The 20656-nt window shown below is 40.8% G+C and carries 19 protein-coding genes and 1 riboswitch; of the genes, 5 read left to right on the forward strand and 14 right to left on the reverse strand.

What is annotated here, in order from left to right:
- Window positions 1-95 precede the first annotated feature (95 nt).
- The 3 genes from J7E77_RS11070 to rlmD all read right to left on the reverse strand — a co-directional run bounded on the left by J7E77_RS11070 (window position 96) and on the right by rlmD (window position 6988).
- Window positions 96-2345, reverse strand: a complete 2250-nt coding sequence (locus J7E77_RS11070; RefSeq protein ID WP_214714249.1) for an outer membrane protein assembly factor BamB family protein — start codon at window positions 2343-2345, stop codon at window positions 96-98.
- Window positions 2346-2485: 140 nt separating this feature from the next.
- Window positions 2486-4777 carry a 5-methyltetrahydropteroyltriglutamate--homocysteine S-methyltransferase gene (gene metE / locus J7E77_RS11075; RefSeq protein WP_214714251.1) on the reverse strand — a complete coding sequence of 764 codons (2292 nt, stop codon included), beginning with the start codon at window positions 4775-4777 and terminating at the stop codon, window positions 2486-2488.
- Between the two features lie 259 nt (window positions 4778-5036).
- A riboswitch (cobalamin riboswitch) is annotated at window positions 5037-5217 on the reverse strand.
- 394 nt (window positions 5218-5611) lie between these two features.
- Entirely contained in the window at window positions 5612-6988 is a 1377-nt protein-coding gene (gene rlmD, locus J7E77_RS11080; protein WP_214714253.1) for a 23S rRNA (uracil(1939)-C(5))-methyltransferase RlmD, read from the reverse strand.
- A 190-nt stretch (window positions 6989-7178) separates the two neighbouring features.
- Here rlmD and J7E77_RS11085 point away from each other — a divergent pair, with 190 nt between their 5' ends.
- Window positions 7179-7499: a hypothetical protein gene (locus J7E77_RS11085; RefSeq protein ID WP_214714255.1), complete on the forward strand. Its 321-nt coding sequence runs from the start codon at window positions 7179-7181 to the stop codon at window positions 7497-7499.
- Window positions 7500-7716: 217 nt separating this feature from the next.
- Here J7E77_RS11085 and J7E77_RS11090 read toward each other — a convergent pair whose 3' ends face one another.
- The 9 genes from J7E77_RS11090 to J7E77_RS11130 form a co-directional block, all read right to left on the reverse strand.
- On the reverse strand, window positions 7717-9180 hold the full coding sequence (locus J7E77_RS11090) for a nicotinate phosphoribosyltransferase (protein WP_214714257.1): 1464 nt from the start codon (window positions 9178-9180) through the stop codon (window positions 7717-7719).
- Between the two features lie 63 nt (window positions 9181-9243).
- The gene (locus J7E77_RS11095) at window positions 9244-9789 is read right to left on the reverse strand and encodes a cysteine hydrolase family protein (RefSeq protein WP_214714259.1); all 546 of its coding nucleotides are present in this window, start codon (window positions 9787-9789) and stop codon (window positions 9244-9246) included.
- 108 nt (window positions 9790-9897) lie between these two features.
- Window positions 9898-10839 carry a diacylglycerol kinase gene (locus J7E77_RS11100; RefSeq protein WP_214714262.1) on the reverse strand — a complete coding sequence of 314 codons (942 nt, stop codon included), beginning with the start codon at window positions 10837-10839 and terminating at the stop codon, window positions 9898-9900.
- 218 nt (window positions 10840-11057) lie between these two features.
- Window positions 11058-11978: a hypothetical protein gene (locus J7E77_RS11105; RefSeq protein WP_214714264.1), complete on the reverse strand. Its 921-nt coding sequence runs from the start codon at window positions 11976-11978 to the stop codon at window positions 11058-11060.
- 84 nt (window positions 11979-12062) lie between these two features.
- Window positions 12063-13142, reverse strand: a complete 1080-nt coding sequence (locus J7E77_RS11110) for a hypothetical protein (RefSeq protein ID WP_214714265.1) — start codon at window positions 13140-13142, stop codon at window positions 12063-12065.
- The gene (locus J7E77_RS11115) at window positions 13139-13684 is read right to left on the reverse strand and encodes an anti-sigma factor family protein (protein ID WP_214714267.1); all 546 of its coding nucleotides are present in this window, start codon (window positions 13682-13684) and stop codon (window positions 13139-13141) included. Before J7E77_RS11115 ends, J7E77_RS11110 begins: the two co-directional genes overlap by 4 nt.
- A complete protein-coding gene (locus J7E77_RS11120; RefSeq protein ID WP_308160530.1) occupies window positions 13681-14199 on the reverse strand; it encodes a sigma-70 family RNA polymerase sigma factor in 519 nt (172 codons plus the stop codon). Before J7E77_RS11120 ends, J7E77_RS11115 begins: the two co-directional genes overlap by 4 nt.
- Window positions 14200-14416: 217 nt before the next feature.
- Entirely contained in the window at window positions 14417-15055 is a 639-nt protein-coding gene (locus tag J7E77_RS11125; RefSeq protein WP_251028044.1) for a pentapeptide repeat-containing protein, read from the reverse strand.
- A gap of 83 nt (window positions 15056-15138) precedes the next feature.
- The gene (locus tag J7E77_RS11130; protein WP_214714269.1) at window positions 15139-15921 is read right to left on the reverse strand and encodes a class I SAM-dependent methyltransferase; all 783 of its coding nucleotides are present in this window, start codon (window positions 15919-15921) and stop codon (window positions 15139-15141) included.
- A gap of 118 nt (window positions 15922-16039) precedes the next feature.
- On the opposite strand from J7E77_RS11130, the gene plsY reads away from it, so the two are divergent.
- Entirely contained in the window at window positions 16040-16660 is a 621-nt protein-coding gene (gene plsY, locus J7E77_RS11135) for a glycerol-3-phosphate 1-O-acyltransferase PlsY (RefSeq protein WP_214714271.1), read from the forward strand.
- Between the two features lie 43 nt (window positions 16661-16703).
- Here the strand turns inward: plsY and J7E77_RS11140 are convergent, their stop codons facing one another.
- A complete protein-coding gene (locus tag J7E77_RS11140; RefSeq protein WP_214714273.1) occupies window positions 16704-17258 on the reverse strand; it encodes a thioredoxin family protein in 555 nt (184 codons plus the stop codon).
- 226 nt (window positions 17259-17484) lie between these two features.
- Here J7E77_RS11140 and putP point away from each other — a divergent pair, with 226 nt between their 5' ends.
- Window positions 17485-18963 (forward strand): sodium/proline symporter PutP, encoded by a 1479-nt coding sequence (gene putP, locus J7E77_RS11145; RefSeq protein ID WP_214714275.1) that lies wholly within the window; start codon window positions 17485-17487, stop codon window positions 18961-18963.
- Window positions 18964-18997: 34 nt separating this feature from the next.
- Here the strand turns inward: putP and J7E77_RS11150 are convergent, their stop codons facing one another.
- Window positions 18998-19543, reverse strand: coding sequence for a DUF1697 domain-containing protein (locus J7E77_RS11150; protein WP_214714277.1), 546 nt, complete (start codon window positions 19541-19543; stop codon window positions 18998-19000).
- A 209-nt stretch (window positions 19544-19752) separates the two neighbouring features.
- Here J7E77_RS11150 and J7E77_RS11155 point away from each other — a divergent pair, with 209 nt between their 5' ends.
- On the forward strand, window positions 19753-20184 hold the full coding sequence (locus tag J7E77_RS11155; protein WP_214714279.1) for a VOC family protein: 432 nt from the start codon (window positions 19753-19755) through the stop codon (window positions 20182-20184).
- Between the two features lie 74 nt (window positions 20185-20258).
- A partial coding sequence (locus tag J7E77_RS11160; protein ID WP_214714281.1) for a helix-turn-helix domain-containing protein occupies window positions 20259-20656 on the forward strand: 398 nt, incomplete at its 3' end.

Here is a 20656-nt window from a genome sequence, read left to right on the forward strand (position 1 = left end):
GGAACATTGATAATAAATTGAGCCCAGTCATCAGACTGGGCAAATTTATTATATCTTTTAGGCAATTTGCTTTTTCATAATCAGTTTCACAAGTATTATTTCACTATAGTCAGTTTTTGGCCAATATAAATAGGTTGATTGGGATCGAGGTTGTTGGCTTTGACGATGGAGTCAATCGTTACACCATTCTTCTGGGCAATCTTCCAGAGAGAATCGCCAGCAATAACGGTGTATACATAAGTTGATACAGTTGGAAGGGTAATAGTAAATTTTGCTACATACCCAGAATCCAAAGTAACGCTGTCTTTCTTGTATTCTATTGAATACCAGTCTCCGATTGCGGAATAAATTTTTATATCTGTATTCATCGGGAGCACGATCTTTGTATCATACTGAGTTCCAGGATAGGTTCTAACATTGACGTTTGTCCTCGTCTTAGCACTTTCGATTGCTTGAATTTCCTGATTGGATGGAACTTTGATTAACGGCTTGGAGACATATCCTTTCAGAACTGCGCTGATAATCCTGTACTCAATCTGATACCAATCACCCGTTTCTCCTGTTATGACTACTTCTGAACCAGCTGGGATTGTTCTTAGTATCGTACTTTGTGTGGTTGCAGCCGAGCGCAAGTTGGCATTTTTTATAGTTAGTCCGAATCCTTCTGTTATCTGAATTATTTTGTCACGTACTGTATACTCATTCTTATTTCCAGCAAGATCTGTGAGTTTTACAATTGGATAGTAATTTCCACGGATGACATTAAAGCCACGGCTATTTTTTCCATCCCAATAAAAATTGGAAGTACCCTTCAAATGGCGTCCCCAACCGATGGTCTGAATTACCTGGCCGCTTTCATCAACAATGGTTACATCCATATCCGCCGTTTCACTTATTGTAACCGGAATCTTGATTTGATTCTTCCCATCCTGCATAGAAAGCTGGCTGACTGCTGGCAAATCGATCGTTGCCGTTGGCTTTTCTGTATCTAACTGGCTTGGTTTGGGCACGGCGTACGTATAGAGAAATTGATTCGTCTCGGTTACAAAAATTGTGTCTTTGATGACACCGATTGGGCGTAGACCAGATGCGCCTGTAGTAGGTGTAAGCTGAAGAGTTGAATAAATAAGCTGCCCAGTTGCTGAATTAAAGAATTTTATCTTGTTGTAATTTCCCAAAATAATTCTGTCTGAGGCTACGACCATACCGCTTGACCCTCTAATGGTCTGTAGTCCCCCGGCAACGAACTGCTCTGCGTACATGGTCTTCCATTTTTGTACTCCAGTATTTTTATCAATCGCCATGATATTGATCTCATCCAGGACAATTAAAGACTCATCCGTTACAGAAAGAGGCTGTGTAAACATACCCGTTGGACTATACTTCCATAATGTTTTTCCACTTGCTGCATCCAATGCCCAAATGTTTCTTGTTGTCGCCGGTTTTGTTTCGAAGTAAAGCTTCTCATCTTTATAGACAGGAGCTCCGTAAATAGGCAAGCTTGAATCAAGATCAAATGTCCAAAGAACAGTTCCTGTGGACGTATCGAATGCATACATTTTGGATGTCATTTGCACTGGATTCCGTATATTTGCATACAGTCTATTTCCGCCAGCAGCAAAAACTCCTTCGATTAGCTCTTGGAATTTAAGGGGATAACTCCATTTCTTTTGACCCGTTGTTATATCTACTGTACCAATCGCATCCAGACCCTCGGTGGTTCTGGTGTAATAAAATAATGTATTTCGGTCAAGTATTAGACGATTCGCAAAGCTATCAACGGTCCAAAGTGTCAGTGGAGAGGTTCCGTTATCCTGAATGGCATAAATATTAGTCATGGTTGAAGCGTATACCACTCCGTCTCTTGCTATCAAATCAAGAAATCCATTCTCGTCTTCTGTTGAAAAATTCCATCTCTCTTTATAGGTGTCCAAGTCGGTTGCAGAGAGTATTTTTTTCGAAATTCGTTCAGCAGAGTACAGCTGATTCTGATTTACACTAAACAGTTTAGATGCATTATTAAATGGATCTTTCTTTAATGATAATAACGTCAAATCTACTGGCATTGTAGCAGTTGAATAATTGGTATTTCCCTGGTCAGCTAAGTGCATTTCCCAGTTTTGATCATTAGCCCTTAAGCCACGATTCGTTACCAGCGCCGTTAATTCTGTTATCCTCTGCCTTAATTGTTGGTTTTCAACCTTTAATAGATGATAATCACTTGTGACTCTAAAAACCTTTTGTTTTTCATCCCAAGTAACCTTTGCTCCTACCCTGCTTAACTCTGATATCGGCACATACGTATTGTAAGGGTTATTTCTATAGTAATGATTGAAATACATCATATTTGAACATCACACCTCCATTTTCGTGCACTAATCATTTTATGCACATATACCTACGTGGTGATGTTCAGTTAATTAAACAAACCAAAGAGCCTTTCCAAAAATGGAAAAGGCCCTTAATTTAATTGTTAAGCTTAGATTTAAACAGTTTGTTGTTGCTGCTGGCGTAGTTTCCGAGCGGCTGACACCATATTTTTTAGCGATGCAATGGTTTCTTCTTCATGACGTGTTTTTAAACCACAATCTGGATTCACCCAGAACTGTTCTTTTGAAATAATTTCTAAACTATCGTTTAAAATCGCATTGATTTCTTCTAGACTTGGTACACGTGGACTATGAATATCATACACTCCTAAACCAATACCAAGTTCATATGGATTTTTTTTAAGAGATTGAATCAACTCCCCATGACTTCTAGACGTTTCGATTGAAATCACATCTGCGTCAAGGGCACGAATCGGCTCAATAAAGTCATTAAACTCGCAATAGCACATATGTGTATGGATTTGTGTTTCATTCTTCACACTAGAAGTTGCTAACTTAAAGGCATTTACCCCCCATGCTAAATAATCAGCCCATTTTTCTTTGCGTAATGGCAATCCTTCACGTAATGCCGGTTCATCCACTTGAATAATGGCAATGCCTGCATCTTCTAAAGCTTGAATCTCTTCTCTTAGTGCTAAGGCTAGTTGGTTGGCTACTTGTTCACGTGAAATATCATCGCGGACAAAAGACCAATTTAAGATTGTGATAGGACCTGTTAACATCCCTTTCACATACTTAGACGTTAATTGCTGTGCCGCTTCTACTTCCTTCACGGTCATTGGGGCTGTCCACTCGACGTCACCATAAATAATTGGTGGTTTGACACAACGTGAACCATAGGATACAACCCATGCTTTTTCTGTAAAGGCAAAACCTTCTAGCTTTTCTCCAAAGTACTCAACCATATCCGTCCGCTCAAATTCACCATGCACTAAAACATCCAGTCCTATTTCTTCTTGAATTTGAATCCAACGGGCTGTTTCACTTTTTAGAAACGCTGCATACTCAGCGTCTGTAATTTCCTTTTTACGCCATGCTGTACGTGTCCGTTTTACTTGATCTGACTGAGGGAAGCTGCCAATGGTTGTGGTTGGGTAATCCGGTAAATGTAATGCCTCTTTCTGCAAAGGCTGGCGTTCGTTAAACGTCAATGGACGGGTAAAATGCTCTGGCTTTACTTGTGATACCAGCTCTTTCACACGTGCATTTTTCCTCGCCTTATGCTGCTCTAATGCTTCAGTCGCTATCATACTTTGTGATACGCTCTTATTTCCAGTCCAGTTCTCGTCACGAAAATAGGATGTGATATGTGCTAACTCAACAATTTTCTCATCGGCAAATGACAAAGCATTTGTTAATGTCGCATCTAGACGCGTTTCAGCCTTCGTCGTCACAGGTACATGCTGTAAACTACATGAAGACTGAATCCAAGCTTCTTTTACCCCGCTTAATGATAAAATAGCTTTTGTATTCATTGCTTTTTCAGCCAAATTCGCCCGCCAAATATCACGTCCATTTACGATACCAATTCCTAATACTTTGTCTTGTGGGAACCCGTGTTTTCGAAGTGAAGCCATATTCTCTTCGGCACCATGTATGAAATCAAGACCAATCCCTGCAACAGGTAATTGAGACAGCTCTTCATACGCTGATAGTCCTTCAAAATAGGTTTGCAACATGATTTGTGCAGCCGGTACTTCTTCTGCTAACTGTTTGTAAATTTCTTGCACTAGTTTTACATCATCTGCTGTTAGGGAAAGGGTTAGTGCTGGTTCTTCCACTTGAATCCACTGTGCCCCAGCCTCTACAAGTTGCTGGAATACTTGAGCATATAACGGTAAGAGTTTTAAAATAAACAATGCTTTGGTTTTGGCATCGTATCCTTTCGTTAATTTAACAAAAGTAAAAGGACCGATTATTGTAGGCTTTGTAATAAGACCTAATTCCTCTTTGGCCTCTTCAAAATAATCTAAAATGTAGTTTTTGGTTAATTGTAATGACTTGCCTTCATACTCAGGTACAATGTAGTGATAGTTTGTGTTAAACCACTTTGTCATCTCACAAGCCACAACATGGCTTGCCCCACGGGCCATTTCATAATAAATGGTTAGATCGACTTCACTACCTGTCCACTTATAACGATTTGGGATCAATCCGAACATTGCCGCATGGTCAAGCATACGGTCATAAATGGTAAAATCCCCAACTGTTAGTAACTCTAAGCCTAATGATTGCTGGCGCTTCAAATTATTCAAGCGATTCGTTTTCATCTCGAAAATAAATTGCTCCTCTGATATCGCACCCTTCCAAAAAGATTCTACACAACGTTTCCACTCCCGATTATCACCAATGTACGGGTAACCAATAGCAGTACTTACTAAATTCATTTTACATTCCTCCTGTTTTAAATTTACATATTCCCAAATAGAACAAAAGGCGCTGGAGCTGGATTCAGAGAACTAGTTCACGTTATCCAAAATAAATGATTTGATAATCTCCTATACAACAAAAAAGCCATCTCCACAAAATGGAAATGGCTTTACAATCAAGTTAAAGGTATGCTTATAAAAATATGCATAAACATCGCTGCTCATAACTCGTTTGTCGTACAAATGACTGTCACCACCTATTTCCACGTAGGTATCTGGTGTGTACTAGAATTTGGCAGGTCTCCTGGCTTATCATCATTGCTCCTCACACCTTCCCATCATTTGACAGTGGTATTTGTGATTCACTCCGATTTACAGTTGCGGGACAGCGACGGAATTACACCGTTCTTCCCTTTTAAGCCAAGCCTTAGCTTGGCACCAATTCTTACACGATATGTAATTTTCACTAACTATAGCATATTAATAATATGAAGTACATAATTTTCTGAAAAGTATTCAGCATGATTATATGGTCATATCAAGATGTTGCTGGGTTATACATCCTTTTATTTCTTTTGGTCACTTTGTTTGCTGGGTACTTACCACAAAAAAGCATCAGGGTTTCGAAAAAAGTCCCACCGAATCATGGCAATGATCTTTACGGTTATATTTCTAGTCCATATGCTTATTCCTGTTTGATATTTAAAATCCACATTAATGTATAAAAAATCTGTCAATCCCCGAAGTTTGTATAATTTTGTTAATTATATAAAAGGGCTAGATGCCATTGGCTGGTTTCTCCCAGACAGCATCTAACCCACTATTCATCTTAGTCCCTTTATCCAGTGTGATTTAAAGGTTTTTTAATACAATCTTCGCGACCGCTTCCACATGCGTGGTCATCGGAAACATATCGACCGGCTGCACTTCCACCGTTTTGTATCCTCCGTCCTCCAATATCCGTAAATCTCTTGCTAGGGTGGCTGGATTACACGATACATAAACGACCTTTTTCGGTTTCATCTCAATAATGGTCTGCAGCAAGGCCTCGTCACAGCCTTTGCGCGGCGGGTCAACAACCAAAACATCGGCGACATTACCTTCCTTATACCACTTTGGTATAACAACCTCCGCTTCCCCTGCAGCAAACTCTGTATTCGTCATCTCATTTAACGCTGCATTCCGCTTAGCATCCTCTATTGCCTCTGGAACAACTTCTACGCCGAATACTTTCCTTGCTTTTTGTGCTAAAAATAGAGAAATCGTTCCGATTCCACAGTAAGCATCAATGACGCTTTCTTCACCGCTAAGGTCCGCATATTCAAGCGCCTTATCATATAACACCTTTGTTTGAACAGGGTTTACTTGGTAAAAGGACAGTGCAGAAATGGCAAATTTCACATCCCCGATATAGTCATAGATGACTTCATTCCCCCACCAAACTGTCGTTTTTTCCCCCATGATGACGTTTGTGCGCTTCGAATTGACATTATGGACGATTGACTTTACCTTCGGGAGCCGCGCAACAATTTGCTCAACCAGCTGATTTTTCTGAGGAAGATCCGCCGTCCTCGTGATAATTACTACCATGAGCTCTCCCGTCTGCTGACCATAACGAGCCATAATGTGTCTGAGTACACCTTTATGAGATTCCTCGTGATACGCACGAATCCCTAGCTCGCTGCATATTTCCTTTACCGTCTGAACCGCTTCATTAATTTCAGGCAATTGAATGACACTCTCATTCGTATCAACAATTTCATGGCTCCTCGGTCTATAGAAGCCAGCAATCAATTTGCCGTCCTTCTCTCCAACAGGTACCTGGGCTTTGTTGCGGTAATGCAAGGGATGGTCCATCCCCAGAATCGGATGAACAACAACATCCTCCAGTTTACCGATCCGTGTGAGCACCTGACGGACCTGGTTTTCTTTATATTTCAGCTGACCTTCATAGCTGATGTGCTCGAGCTGGCAGCCGCCAAATTTATGGATATCACCGCTCTCAATATCGACTCGGAACGGGCTTTTTTCATAAAGCTCGACCAATCGCCCAAAGCCGTACCCTTTGCCTGTCTTAATCACCTTCACTTTTGCCTTTTCGCCCGGCAGTCCGTTCGAGACAAATAACGGGTACCCATCAACCTTGGCCACACCCGCTCCGTCATGGGTTAAATCTTCAAAAACTACATCTATGTAATCATTTTTATTAACCGGTACTATTCTGCTCATACGTTTCTTCCTTTGCTCGTTTTGACTGCTAAGATTGTAACACAAAGCATGACTGATTGCGAAACCTGTTAATGGACAAAAGCCTTTTTTTCAATAAGACTACGAAAATTGTCAGAATATTTTTGTTTTCAAATATAATAAAAGTGTATATGATTAAAACAATCTCATTTTTGGGAAGGAGAGGATATTGATGAAGATGCTAAAAAACCTTTCCATTCCGTTACTCCTTGCCTTCCTTACTTTCACCTTTATCCATTTTTCCTACTCACTTCCTCACTCCCACGCTAATATCAAAGCCATCATCAACGTAGATGATGGAGCGGTGAAAGACCAATGGAACGATGAAAAAAAGCTGCCCGTTGTTATACAAACTCACTTTATCCTTACGATCATCCTTTCAGCAGCACTAACTCCACTGATTTATTTGTTCATAAGTTTTCACAAAAGCTTTATTTTTCTCATTCCCATCTTTCATCAATCAAACTATGTGATCCATCCTCCCGAATCATAAGCTAACACCATAATAAGGGAGGAAATTAAAATGTGGATCCGCTTTGTAATCATTGGCTTCTTTTCACTATCAGCCGCAAGTATGCTTACCTACCAGGGTATCGAAATTTTCCATGCCTTTGTCGATTTCTTTAAACAAAAATAAACGAAGGGCAGACTCAAAAGGGAAATAAAACCTCTTAAGTCTGCCCTTTTTTTATTAAAAGAACGCCTGATCGTTACCTTTTCATTGCCTCTACCTTGTCTTTAACCTCTTCAATATTTCTCATCTTGTTATCCCAGCATTTTTGACTCAAGTCAACTGGATAACCTTCTGGATTCGTAATCCGCTGATACTCGCCCCAAAGTGCATCGAGGTTTTGCTTCAAATAATCACGGGATTCTTCCAAGCAAGGCATTTCATAAACAAGCTCGCCTTTAGAAAAGATTTCTTCATGTAATTCTTTTGCTGTAAAGTTGGTAACCACCTTATTCAAATACGTGTGGGTTGGATGGAACATCCGCAGCCGTTTTTCAGGCAGCTTTTCGTCTGCTAACGCAATATAATCACCTTCAGCATGATGGTTTGTATTATTGATGATGCGATAAATTCTCTTCAATCCTGGGGTTGTAACTTTTTCCGGATTGGATGAGATCTTGATCGTATCTTCCATTTTTCCGGTTTCATCCTCAATAGACACAATTTTATAAACAGCACCCAGTGCAGCTTGGTCGTAAGCTGTAATCAGCTTTGTGCCAACTCCCCAGCTATCAATTTTGGCACCCTGAGATTTCAAGCTCATAATCGTATATTCATCTAAATCACTTGAGGCAACAATCTTAGCATCAGTGAATCCAGCCTCATCGAGCATTTTGCGTGCTTCCTTTGATAGGTAAGCAAGGTCGCCGCTATCAAGACGAATTCCGATAAAATTAATTTTATCGCCTAATTCTTTTGCCACTTTAATCGCATTTGGAACACCGAGGCGGAGTGTATCATATGTATCAACCAAAAAGACACAATCCTTGTGTGTTTCGGCATATTTAATGAAAGCCGTATACTCGTCTTTATAAGCTTGGACCATCGAATGGGCATGTGTTCCAGATACAGGAATGCCAAACAGCTTACCAGCTCTTACATTGCTTGTTGATTCAAAACCGGCAAGATAGGCTGCTCTTGTTCCCCAAATTGCAGCATCCATTTCCTGGGCCCGTCTACTCCCAAATTCCATCGCCACTTCATCGCCCACGACTTGCTTGATGCGAGATGCCTTCGTAGCAATTAATGTTTGATAGTTCACAATGTTAAGCAGCGCTGTTTCAATTAATTGGGCTTCACAAAGTGGAGCCTCCACACGTAAGATCGGTTCATTGCCAAAAACAAGCTCGCCTTCTTTCATCGCACAGATTGTTCCGGTGAAACGGATTTCTCTAAGATATTGGATAAAATCTTCCTTGTAACCTACTTCATTTTGCAAATACTCGAGGTCTTCTCCACTAAAGCGGAAGCCTTGAATAAACTGGATTACTTTCTCCAATCCAGCGAATACTGCATAGCCGTTCCCGAACGGAAGCTTGCGGAAAAATAGTTCGAAGACCGCACGTTTATTATGTATCCCATCTCTCCAATACGTTTCTACCATATTGATCTGATATAGATCGGTATGCAGAGTTAAACTATCATCGTGATAAAAGTGTTTCATAATCAGACCTCCGAAATACTATTTCAGCTTTTCCTCATTATAACCAATATTACCCTCGAAAGTCTATTTAACTATCGCTCCTAGGGATTGTTCAAAATGTCCGAGGGCCCATTCATGACCCGCCTGATTAAAAGAAGCCACGGCATCCTTATATACCACAATCTTAAATCCTTTATTGTAAGCATCTACTGCTGTATGAAGAACACATATATCGGTGCAGACGCCGACCAAATGAACTTCTGTAATTCCGCGCTCTCGTAATTTGGTTTCAAGGTCTGTTCCCGCGAAAGCAGAGTATCTTGTTTTATCCATAAAGGTAACATTCTCACGTTGTTCATTCATTTCAAACACTTCCTTCAGCGCACCAAACAAGTCTCTTCCTGACGTCCCGCGAAGGTTATGCGGCGGAAACAATTTCGTTTCTGGATGGTATTCGTCACCCTGATCATGGACATCAATGGCAAATACAACGTAATCATCCTTCGTAATAAACTCATTTGTCAGTTCAACCATCCTTCCTTCGATTTTTTGTCCTGGCTCACCGCATGTTAACGCCCCATCAACCGCCACAAAATCATAGGTATAATCGATATTTATTAACGCCTTCATTTCACAACGCCCCTTCTCATTTCATTACAGACATTATTCTAGAACTATTACACAATTCCCTTTATCACCTGTAAAAAAAGCCCGCTCCGATTGGAACGAACTTTTCACTTAGCTATATCTTTTCCCCGATTCCCAATCAGTCGGGCGATCATTCGGGCGAATATCGTCAAGAGGAACAAACACCTCTAAATGACGGTACAAGTTTTCAAACTCGGCTGGAAGCAAGCCGCCAAACTCCCCATCCAAATTCAACTGGACTTTATCTACTGCCTGGACTTTAATCCGGTTGGCCTGAGTGTAGATGACATTTGGATCATTTACATGCTCACCGCGAAGAGCCAACGTAGCAATCCGGATAAATTCAGCAAGATTCGTCTTTTTCAATATTAATAATGAAAAGAGTCCATCGTTAATAGAAGAATCCGGTGCCAGCTTTTCAAAGCCACCAATCGAGTTTGTCAGCCCGACAAGAAAGAGCATCGCTTCACCCTCAAACAGTTTCCCATCATACTCAATCGAAACTTCGGAAGGTTTAATAGAAGGCAGCATTTCCATCCCTTTTAAGTAGTAGGCTAGTTGGCCGAGCATCGTTTTCAATTTGCTTGGTACTTCATATGTAAGCTCGGTTATTCTTCCGCCGCCCGCAATATTAATAAAATATCGATCATTGATACGTCCAATATCGACGGGAATCAATTCACCCTTAGTGATAATGTCTACAGCTGGTCCAATATCTCTGGGGATGTGGAGGGCTCGGGCAAAGTCATTCGTGGTTCCTGCTGGAATGATCCCTAATTTAGGACGGTAATCTTGTTCCGCAAGTCCGTTGACCACTTCATGAATCGTACCATCTCCACCCGCTGCAATGACGATATCATACTGACGCTCTACAGCTAAGCGTGCTGCTTCGGTCGCATCGCCTGCACCAGTGGTTGCGTGGCATGAAGCTTCATACCCAGCAATCTCAAGCTTTTGAAGAATTTCTGGAAGATTCCGCTTTAGAATTTCACGTCCTGAGGTAGGATTGTAAATCAGTCTTGCTCTTTTCATCGTTTTCATCATCCTATTTTTGAAATCAACAATCGGCATTCGTTATCTGCTTAATTCAATATTCTACCAATTATTATCCTAGCTTACAAACTTATAACCAAGCCTATAAACTATTTTTTCTTCAAACATCCAACTCCTATCATAACGTTTTTTTATTTTTTTGCAAAAAACTAGACAAGTGGATTTAGCCATGTATGCCTAATCACTTCTCTATATATTTATTTATTCGTAGTAAGACTAACATCATAGGCATTGGCAATATTGATATGGTATTTTCCTTCACCAAATTGATAAACTGCATTTTTCCTGCCATTGTCGATGCCATTTAAATCCTTTTCCGTTGACACCTTCCAGTCGCCATCTTTCCCTCTTACCTCTTGGGCACCTACTGCTGCAACCTTCAAATTGCTAGCCGCGGCCACATCGACAACGACCGATCCGACACTTTCAATACTCCAGTCGTTCACAAGCGAGCGTGGCTTTAAGGTTAACGCATTATCACTGCCAATCACCTCAAGCTTCACATGATTCGGAACCAAAAGTGTCGCCGCTACTTCCCCAGCTGCATTAAACGGACTCATTTCGTTTGGCAGTGACTTCATGTTTAAATAGAGCGTATCACCCTTTTGGTTTGCTATAATCACATCATCCGCACTTTGGAGTAACTTCTCCTTTTTGGCTGTTTGCACCCGGTATGTACCGAACAATGATACCTCCTTTTCCTCCGTTGACTCCACCGTCATCTGATGGCCCACCGTCCTGACCACCACCCGTTTGATGCTGTCATCCATTTGGTAGGAAAAAGCAGGCAGTTCAAACGAGCGCTCTTCCCTCGCCATCACTTCTTCCACCTTCCCCATAATCCCCGTTGTGCTTAAAATCGCAAACGCAATTCCCGCAGTTCCAATTAATCCTACAAAGAAAATACTAAGAAAATCATATTTCAAGACCGGCTTTTCCTGCCGTGACAAAAACAAATAAAGGAGAATTTCAATTCCGAGAACAACCAATAAAAGCGGCCACCAAGCCGTCATAACTTGTACAAGGTCTAACCCCAAAAACTTTGAAAAAAAGAGGAAGAGGCCAAGGAAAACGAGTGAGGCCCCCATCGAAAACGTCCCAACACGCCAAGTTCTCATGCTTCTTCTCCTCCCTTTCTTTTTCTAAAAAGGAACCCAATCCCGAATCCGATTATAGCTGCCCCTGCAATTGTTTTTCCCCACTTACTCATGCTTCTCAGCCCCCTGCTTTTGTTTGCTTCCAGATAGAAGTTTAATTCCCCCGCCAATCAACAGCAGACAAACAAGCCCCGTTTGAAAATAACCTTGAACCCAATACATCACATCGATATCAATTAACCTGCTTAACATCGGTGAAAAAGCTGGAAGCAGGACGTTCATCACTAGATAGTAGAGTCCCATCAGAACAAGTCCAATGCCGACCCATTTCTGATGATTAAGGAAATAAGCAATAATCGGAACATCCTCCACCGTTTCTTCCCCGTACTTTGAAACCTTTTGCATGGCATCGAAAAAGCTGTAAAACCAAATGATTGGGATTAAGAACAAGAAGATTCCAAGCCGTAAGATATCTAAAATATAGATAGAAAAAAGAAACGCTGCCATTAACTGGATGCCCCGGCGCTGTAAGCCTAAATAGAGGTGGCCTGCCCCTGGGAAGATTGAAAGAAAGGTAGCAATCGACTTACTCTTTTTCCCGTCCTCGCGGCGCATTTCAAAGTCTTCAAAAATCGTTCTGTCGACAAGCTCCTCACCGCGCTGCTTTTTATTTACCTGTTGAACCGCATCAAAGAATCCGTAGACCCAGATAATCGGCAGGGCTGCCATAAAGACCATAAATTCGCCGCGATTGGAAAGTGCAGTTACAAATGTAACCATGACCCCCAGCCCCAAAAACGTTGCCAAAAGTGTTAATCCCCTGTTCATCAGTCCAATCTGGAAATGCCCTAGACCAGGAATAAATGACAAAACGATGGTATAGAAGCGTTCTGAATCTTGGGAAGCCTGTGGCTGCGGTTCATCTGGGTTCGCTGTCTTCTGCGCCTTTTTATGTTTAGAAACCTGCACACCCATGTCGATAAAACTAATTAGGTAAATGAATAGTCCTAACATAAAGGTAACAATGCCAACTTCCTCATTATTCGTTACTAACCCAATAACAGTGACGAACGCCAACCCCATTACGGTCAGTAGATATAGTACTCCGCGAAACATGTTGCCGAAATATATATGACCAAGGCCTGGAAATAAGGATAAGGTCAATGCTTTTGTCGGATTTTTCATTTCTTAACTGCCTCCTTTTTTTCTAGTGAATCCATCCATGCAAAAGTTTTATTAATAACACCCTCTGTGACCGAATGCTTCTTTTTCTGAACTTGCGGTTGCGGGCTTTCTAACGCATTCGCATACGTAGCGAGCGACTGAAAAGCACCCGTGAAGGTCAACAGAATCGTCGCCGCTGCAGCCAGAAGATAATGGAATGCCGCTTGCTGATAAAAAGGTTTTCTCTTCATTTTGATTTTGGCGTCAGTTTTGGTGTCATTTTTGGTGTCAGGCACCGAAGGAACCATTAACATAGTGTTTAGGTTTCTAACGGTGTCAGGCACCACGATTTTTTGTTTCGAAACCTCTGCCATGACCAAATCGGTAAACTCGCTCATGTCGGATAGAATTGGAAGCGATGATTCATTTGCTTCCATCGCCATTAAGTAATGGTTGAGACATTGGTCGCACGAGTATAAATGGTCTTCTAATTCCTGCCTTGAATTCTCATTGATTTCGTCATTAACGTATTGCAACCACTCATCATAAGTGTAATGCTTCATGAAAAATCGTCCTCCTTCCAATTCTTTTTCATCCAATGGCGAGCCCGGTACAGCTTTGTTTCAATCGTTTTTACCTGCACATTTTGTTCTTCTGCCATTTGTTGATAGCTTTTTTCCGCTATGTAAAATCCGTAGATCACATCACGGTAATTTTCGGGCAGATCATCAAGCTTCTTCCTGACGAGCCTTCTCCGGTCGGTATCCATTATCTCTTTTTCAATACTATCTTTCGGTGTCCCTACTAACTGCAGCTCGAGGTCTTCCGCCACTTCCTCTCTTCTTCTCACTTGTTTTCTTTTGAAATCTATCGCATGATTAACAGCTATTCGCGTCATCCACGTTTTGAAACCTTGATTTTGGTATTGGGGGAGAGAAGTATAGATTTTCATAAATACTTCCTGTGCTGCGTCTTCTGCTTCCTTTTGGTCGCGAAGAACAGCAAAGATGGTCCGGAACACATCATTGCGGTACTTCTCTAACAAAAGGCGAAAGGCGTGATCATTGCCTTCTAACACATTTTCTATTAAGGCTGCATCGCTAATTGTTCTCTCCCCCTTTCTTTGTTGTTACTCACTTTAATAGACGACAGGTTATTGAAAAAACCCTACACTAATTTAAAAAATATTTTTTCGAATCTTTTTTATCATACCATGCTAATTTTCATGGCAGAAAAATTCCACAAGAAAAAACCGTGCGACGGCGGCCACACGGTTTTAGCTTATATTTCGTAGATTATTCTTTAATTTCCAATCCTAATAGCCTCGCAAATCCTAGCGCCTGGTCTGCAGAAACCGTGCACCCTGCAACACTATCAAGTGAGAGATTTAAGCGGTTAAATTTACAGGTGCTGAGGTCCACTCCTTTAAGAGTGGTTCCCGTAAAATTCGCATCATCAAGATCACAATTTTTAAATTCAATTTTTTTAAACTTGGCATCATAGTAATCAGCATTGCGAAGGGAACAATTTTCAAATCTCATTTCCTTCAAATCAGCATATCCAAACGAACCCATATTCAGATTACAGCTTTCAAACAAGACATTACGAAGTGTAGCATCTGCAAGGTTTAACCCTAATAGTTTAGAATCGCGAAACTCGACACGGTGGATAATTCCATCGGTAAAATCCACATTGGATAGATCGCATCGATCAAAAATGACATCGGTTAATTGAATAAACCGAAATGATCCATCGAGAAAGGTTACATTTTTAAATACAACCTCCTCAAAAATTAGCTTTTCAATTTCCTCTTGTGATATCGAGCAGTCGCTGATAATGGCCATGTTAATGTAAGAATCTTCTCTATCGTTAAAGTCTAATGGTGTTAAACTTGATGGAATTTTTGGCTGTTGAATTTTAAGCTTCTGACTCAAATTGATCATCCTTTTCATAAGGCGATGTTGTTTCATCATGTGATAAGTTTATCTTTTAAGTTATTATAACGTAAATAGTAGGTCTACTCTCCAATTCTTAAAATACAAACATTACATTCATGTGGAATGACAAAGGATTCTTGATCTGGTATTGAACTGGCTAACTCCTCCAATGCCGCTTTTCGAACAGTTACATCTATTCCTGCAAGCCATGAAATCGACTCCATTCGCTCGATCCATTCCCGCTTTGTAAAGTTGACCGTGTAATTTAACTTATAAAAATCTCTTAGTTCGAAACCATTTGTCTGCCATTCAGCAAACCACTCGACGGGAAATCCGTTCATCCGCATCTGGGACTCTGCTTTCGAACCTGCTGGCAATAAGCCGCCTTCAACGTATTTAGCTAGCACTGCAAAGGTTTTTTCAACGGCAGGCGTGCCTGATAGAAAACCAGAATCAATAACAATTAACGTCCCTTTTGCTTTTAATATCCTTTTCATTTCTTGGATTGCATTAGGACGATCAAACCAATGCCATGCCCTTATTACTGTGACAATATCAAACTGTGAATCTTTTAGACCTGTATCTTCTGCACTGCCCAGTTGATACGGAATGGTAAAATTCTTCGTAAGATTGAAAGCCTTTGCCTGTTCTAGCATTTCCTTTGATGGCTCAATGCCAATAACATCCGCTTTTCGTAAGGCCACTTTTCTTGTTAACACACCAGTTCCCGAGCCGATATCAGCGACTTTTTTTCCTTCAAAAAAAATATTGCGGAGATGGAGGCTATCCATTAAGGTTACGGGAATATCTTCTCTTGCGCTTGCATAGCTATTAGCAACTTGACCAAAATCAATTTGTCTCATGTTGAGCGCTCCCTTTTCTTACTAATAGTGAGAATTCAACAAAATAATACCACTGAAGTGTGATAGAATCTATAAATAACACGAATTTATTAAAATAATAGATGGGGGAAGGATGCTTATGTTCTGGCTGTTGCTTCTAGCTTCCTACTTAATTGGAAGCGTTCCCACCGCCTTAATTGTAGGCAGGTTGGTCTTTGGTGTAGACATCCGGGATCATGGCAGCAAAAATCCTGGTGCAACCAACACATTGAGGGTTCTTGGTAAAAAGTCAGCTATTTTCGTCCTGCTTATTGATCTTGCGAAGGGCGCTTTGGCAGCCTACATGCCAAGTTACATCAATCTTGAGGCGGAACCTCTTTACTTTGGATTCGCTGCTGTTGTTGGGCATTGCTTTCCAATTTTTGCAGGCTTTAGAGGGGGAAAGGCGATTGCTACAACTGCCGGAGCACTGTTGATTGCCAATTTTCCTTTATTAGTGATTGCCTATATTACCTTCTTTTTGGTTATTTTTTTAACAAAGTATGTATTCTTCGGCTCCATCACCGTTGGTCTAAGTATGCTCGTATATGCTTTGGTTTCTCCTGATTTTGAGTTAGAACTTATCTCTTTTTTATTCACTTTATTCTTAATATATCTTCACCGCTCGAACATCCGTAATTTCATTCTTGGAATTGAGCCAAAAATCAGTGATAAAAGTTTGCAGAACGACCGCATCCCTCCAAAGAACAGCAGTATTTAATATGGACGAGAAAAGGATCCCCTTGCCTAGGGGATCCTCTTTGTTATTTTAACAGTGTCGATAGGATACTATTGGCAACGGTTTGCCAAATGGCCGTATCTGTTTGATAGGTTTCTTTAAAGCTCTTAAACATTGCCATTTGTTTCTCTTGGAAATCCTCAGCGTCTTTATCTGGCAAGGCAGCACGCTTTTCCATTACAAATGCCTGTATTTCAGTTGCTCTTGGTCCCCATACGCCAACTTCATTGCCTTCTTCATTGATAAAAATAAAAATTGGAATGGCTCTCGACGTGCCATTGGTTAAATATTGGTCCATTAACTCCAGATTTGAATCGCGGAGCACGAAACGGACTTCCATCCCGGCTGCCTCAGCTATTCGCAGCAAAATAGGGTTATTCAGCATCGCATCCCCACACCAATCCTCTGAGAGGACAATCGCTCGTAATTTTTGCGGTCTTAATGCCTCGAGTTTATTTCTGTCTTCATCCGTTAAGGTAAGTTGCTTATAGATTGTAAGCATTTCATCTTTATTGGTGGTCATCGCATTGATGTACCCATCGACAGTTAATCCTTTTTGAAACCATTGGTTTAAATCCATTTACACAGCACCCTTTCCATTTGCTTCTATAATAATCGTTTCAATTACACGTTACAATCGAACTGCTTAAGCAGGTTCGCCAATGTTATACTACAAGTACTTTTCCCTATTTTTTAAAAACATATTTTTACACTAGTAATAGAGTTTTAAAGTTGATAGAATATTTTTTATATAGGAAATATTATCAAAAGTATTTTCTACGATAACAAAACAGGGGAGGAAATATATGTCAAACGAATCACTACAACTACTCTCGATTGGAATCTATATTGCCGCTATGCTCTTTATCGGTTGGTATTCTTATCGAAAGACTAGCAATCTTACGGATTACATGCTTGGGGGAAGATCTTTAGGACCAGCTGTAACCGCTTTAAGTGCAGGGGCTGCTGATATGAGCGGCTGGCTCTTAATGGGCTTACCTGGGGGAATTTATGTAACAGGTTTGGCAGATGCGTGGATCGCGGTCGGTTTAACGATTGGAGCCTATCTTAACTGGCTGCTAGTTGCACCTCGCTTGCGTTCTTATACTCAAGTTGCCAATGATTCCATCACGATTCCTAGCTACCTTGAAAACCGTTTTAAAGACAACACCAAACTACTCCGTATTGTTTCAGGTATTGTTATTCTTATATTCTTTACTTTCTATGTTTCTTCCGGAATGGTTTCTGGGGCTGTCTTTTTTGAGAGCTCGTTTGGCACGAGTTACCATACTGGGCTTTTGATTGTTGGCGGCGTTGTGGTTGCCTACACCTTATTTGGTGGGTTTTTGGCTGTAAGTTATACAGACTTTATTCAAGGATTAATGATGCTGATTGCCCTAGCACTTATTCCGGCCATTGGCATCTTTCACACGGGTGGCCCCGCTGAAACGTTTGAAACGATTCGAGCGATTGATCCTACTAAAATGGACTTATTAAAAGGGACAACCTTTTTAGGTATTGTTTCAGCAATGGCATGGGGCTTAGGTTACTTTGGACAGCCGCATATTATTGTAAGATTTATGGCGATCAAAACGATCAAAGAAACAAAAAGCGCTCGCCGAATTGGTATGGGCTGGATGATTATCTCACTTATCGGTACAATTTTCACAGGATTTATTGGGATTGCATTTTTCCATAATAATCCTGAGCATGTATTAAAGAATCCAGAAGCGGTATTTATTGAATTAAGCCAGATTTTATTCCACCCTCTTTTCGCAGGATTTGCTTTAGCTGCCATTCTTGCGGCGATTATGAGCACGATTTCTTCTCAATTAATCGTGACTTCAAGTGCGCTTGTAGAAGATTTATACAAAATGGTAATGAACAAAAATGCTAAGGATAAACACCTCGTCTTCCTAGGAAGAATGGCGGTTCTTCTTGTTGCTGTTATTGCTGCTGCTCTTGCTTTCAAGCAAAATAGCACAATATTAGACCTTGTTGCCTATGCATGGGCAGGCTTCGGAGCTTCTTTCGGACCAGTTATCCTGCTAAGTTTATTCTGGAAAAAGATTACGAATTGGGGAGCCCTTTTCGGGATGATCGTCGGCGCTGTTACCGTTATCGTTTGGAAAAATGTTGGACTTGGTGACACGCTTTATGAAATAGTTCCAGGCTTTGTCTTCAATCTAATTGTAGCAGTGGTTGTCAGCTTGATCACTTATAAGAAAAATGATGCGATTGAAAAGGAATTTAATGAAAGCGTTCGTTTATTAAAAAACGAATAACATGATTAACGCTCGGATCCAATCGATCCGAGCGTTATTTATTTATCAAATCTTCTACCATGGTCGATAGTTTGATGACTGTCTTCCAGTTACGTACCGTCGCCGGAACACCTAGTTTCGGCAGCTGTGCTGCTAGTTTTGAATCTAGGATGCTCTGCCGTAAAAAAAGGTAGACTTCTTTCCCTTTTATAAAACATTCGTCCGGCTCGCTTTCGTAGTTGCGTAAAAGGTCCGTTTTCACTTGGGAGGGTTCCTCCACCAAAAAGGCTAGTTGGATACTCTCGCCTTCCTTAAGCGAATCGATAGAATAGGGGCAATCACGGATAATCTGTTCGTATTCCTCAGCTGTTCTTACAATAACAGGGACTGGAAAACCAAATGTCTTATTTATTTCATCCTCTAATCGTTGGCTAAGTTGCTCTGCCTCGTCCTTTGCTTCGAATAAAACATTTCCACTTTGAATATATGTTTTCACCTTGGTTAGGCCCATTGTTTCTAATAGACTTTTTAAATCTGCCATTTTGATCCGGTTATGCTTGCCAACATTAATTCCTCGTAACAGCGCAATATAAATTGTCATCCGTGTACCTCGCTTTATTTTTAACATCACTTTGTTTAAATCTTACCATTTATTTGTTGATTTAAACTACGAATAATCCTAAAATCTACTATCCGCCAGTTGGTGACGGTTATCCGCAAGTTGGCTCACTTTATCCGCAAGTTAAGGAGGAGAATACAAATTTTTTGGAGAAGAGTACCACATAATAATTTATATGGAGGGATTTATTTATGGTTCCACAAAGAGTTAGTTTGCTTACGATTGGGGCATACGATTTACCGGTCCTTAGGAAATTTTATCAAGCTCTGGGATGGGAGGAGACTGAATTAAGCTCAGATCAATACGCTGTCTTTAAAACGGCTGGAGTCCTGCTTTCGTTATTTCCGATTGCTGAGTTAGCAAAGGATGCTGGCATTGAATTTACACAATCTCCCGGGGGCTTTCATGCTGTGACCTTGGCTATTAATGTAGATCAACCAGAACAAGTGGACTCAACGATTGAAGACATTCGCAGCGCAGGGGCAAAAATACTGAGAGAACCTAGTGATGCCTTCTGGGGCGGACGGACAGCCTATTTTGCCGATCCCGAAAATAACCTTTGGGAAGTCGCTTGGAATCCTTCAGCCATTTTTGATGAGCGCGGTGCGATGATTTCGTTTTAAAAACAAAGGGGGTTTCTAAGAATGTACTGCACCCCAAAAGTTAGAGTAAAATCTAACTTTTGGGGTGTATTTTTATGGCTAAATACAGCGAACAATTTAAATTAATGATAGTAAGAGAGTATCAAGAGGGAAAATTGGGATATGTCTTGTTGGCTAGGAAGCATGGTATACAAAGTGGAACAACAATTGAGAAATGGGTAAAAGTATTTGAGAAATTTGGTGTGGATGGGTTGATGAAACACCCAAATGAGGTTTATTCTGTTCAATTTAAGATGGATGTATTAGACTATATGAAAAACACAGGTGCTTCGGTAATGAATACTGCACTCCACTTTGGAATAACAAACCCGCCTTTAATTGCCGCTTGGAATAAAGCCTTTTTGGAGCGAGGTATAGAAGCCCTGCATAAACCGAAAGGGCGGCCTCCCATGTCTGATAAAGCCAAGAACAGAAAAAAAACATGCGGAGAACA

The sequence above is a fragment of the Bacillus sp. ISL-77 genome, from assembly GCF_018613105.1.

What these genes read in the sequence shown, in the direction of transcription:
- J7E77_RS11085 (WP_214714255.1), top strand. Translation starts at nt 7,179, where the DNA reads ATGAAGATGCTAAAAAACCTTTCCATTCCGTTACTCCTTGCCTTCCTT.
- J7E77_RS11115 (WP_214714267.1), bottom strand. Translation starts at nt 13,684, where the DNA reads ATGAAGCATTACACTTATGATGAGTGGTTGCAATACGTTAATGACGAA.
- putP (WP_214714275.1), top strand. Translation starts at nt 17,485, where the DNA reads ATGTCAAACGAATCACTACAACTACTCTCGATTGGAATCTATATTGCC.
- J7E77_RS11130 (WP_214714269.1), bottom strand. Translation starts at nt 15,921, where the DNA reads ATGAGACAAATTGATTTTGGTCAAGTTGCTAATAGCTATGCAAGCGCA.
- J7E77_RS11155 (WP_214714279.1), top strand. Translation starts at nt 19,753, where the DNA reads ATGGTTCCACAAAGAGTTAGTTTGCTTACGATTGGGGCATACGATTTA.
- plsY (WP_214714271.1), top strand. Translation starts at nt 16,040, where the DNA reads ATGTTCTGGCTGTTGCTTCTAGCTTCCTACTTAATTGGAAGCGTTCCC.
- rlmD (WP_214714253.1), bottom strand. Translation starts at nt 6,988, where the DNA reads ATGAGCAGAATAGTACCGGTTAATAAAAATGATTACATAGATGTAGTT.
- J7E77_RS11100 (WP_214714262.1), bottom strand. Translation starts at nt 10,839, where the DNA reads ATGAAAAGAGCAAGACTGATTTACAATCCTACCTCAGGACGTGAAATT.
- J7E77_RS11095 (WP_214714259.1), bottom strand. Translation starts at nt 9,789, where the DNA reads ATGAAGGCGTTAATAAATATCGATTATACCTATGATTTTGTGGCGGTT.
- J7E77_RS11070 (WP_214714249.1), bottom strand. Translation starts at nt 2,345, where the DNA reads ATGATGTATTTCAATCATTACTATAGAAATAACCCTTACAATACGTAT.
- J7E77_RS11110 (WP_214714265.1), bottom strand. Translation starts at nt 13,142, where the DNA reads ATGAAAAATCCGACAAAAGCATTGACCTTATCCTTATTTCCAGGCCTT.
- J7E77_RS11090 (WP_214714257.1), bottom strand. Translation starts at nt 9,180, where the DNA reads ATGAAACACTTTTATCACGATGATAGTTTAACTCTGCATACCGATCTA.
- J7E77_RS11150 (WP_214714277.1), bottom strand. Translation starts at nt 19,543, where the DNA reads ATGACAATTTATATTGCGCTGTTACGAGGAATTAATGTTGGCAAGCAT.
- J7E77_RS11140 (WP_214714273.1), bottom strand. Translation starts at nt 17,258, where the DNA reads ATGGATTTAAACCAATGGTTTCAAAAAGGATTAACTGTCGATGGGTAC.
- J7E77_RS11105 (WP_214714264.1), bottom strand. Translation starts at nt 11,978, where the DNA reads ATGAGAACTTGGCGTGTTGGGACGTTTTCGATGGGGGCCTCACTCGTT.
- metE (WP_214714251.1), bottom strand. Translation starts at nt 4,777, where the DNA reads ATGAATTTAGTAAGTACTGCTATTGGTTACCCGTACATTGGTGATAAT.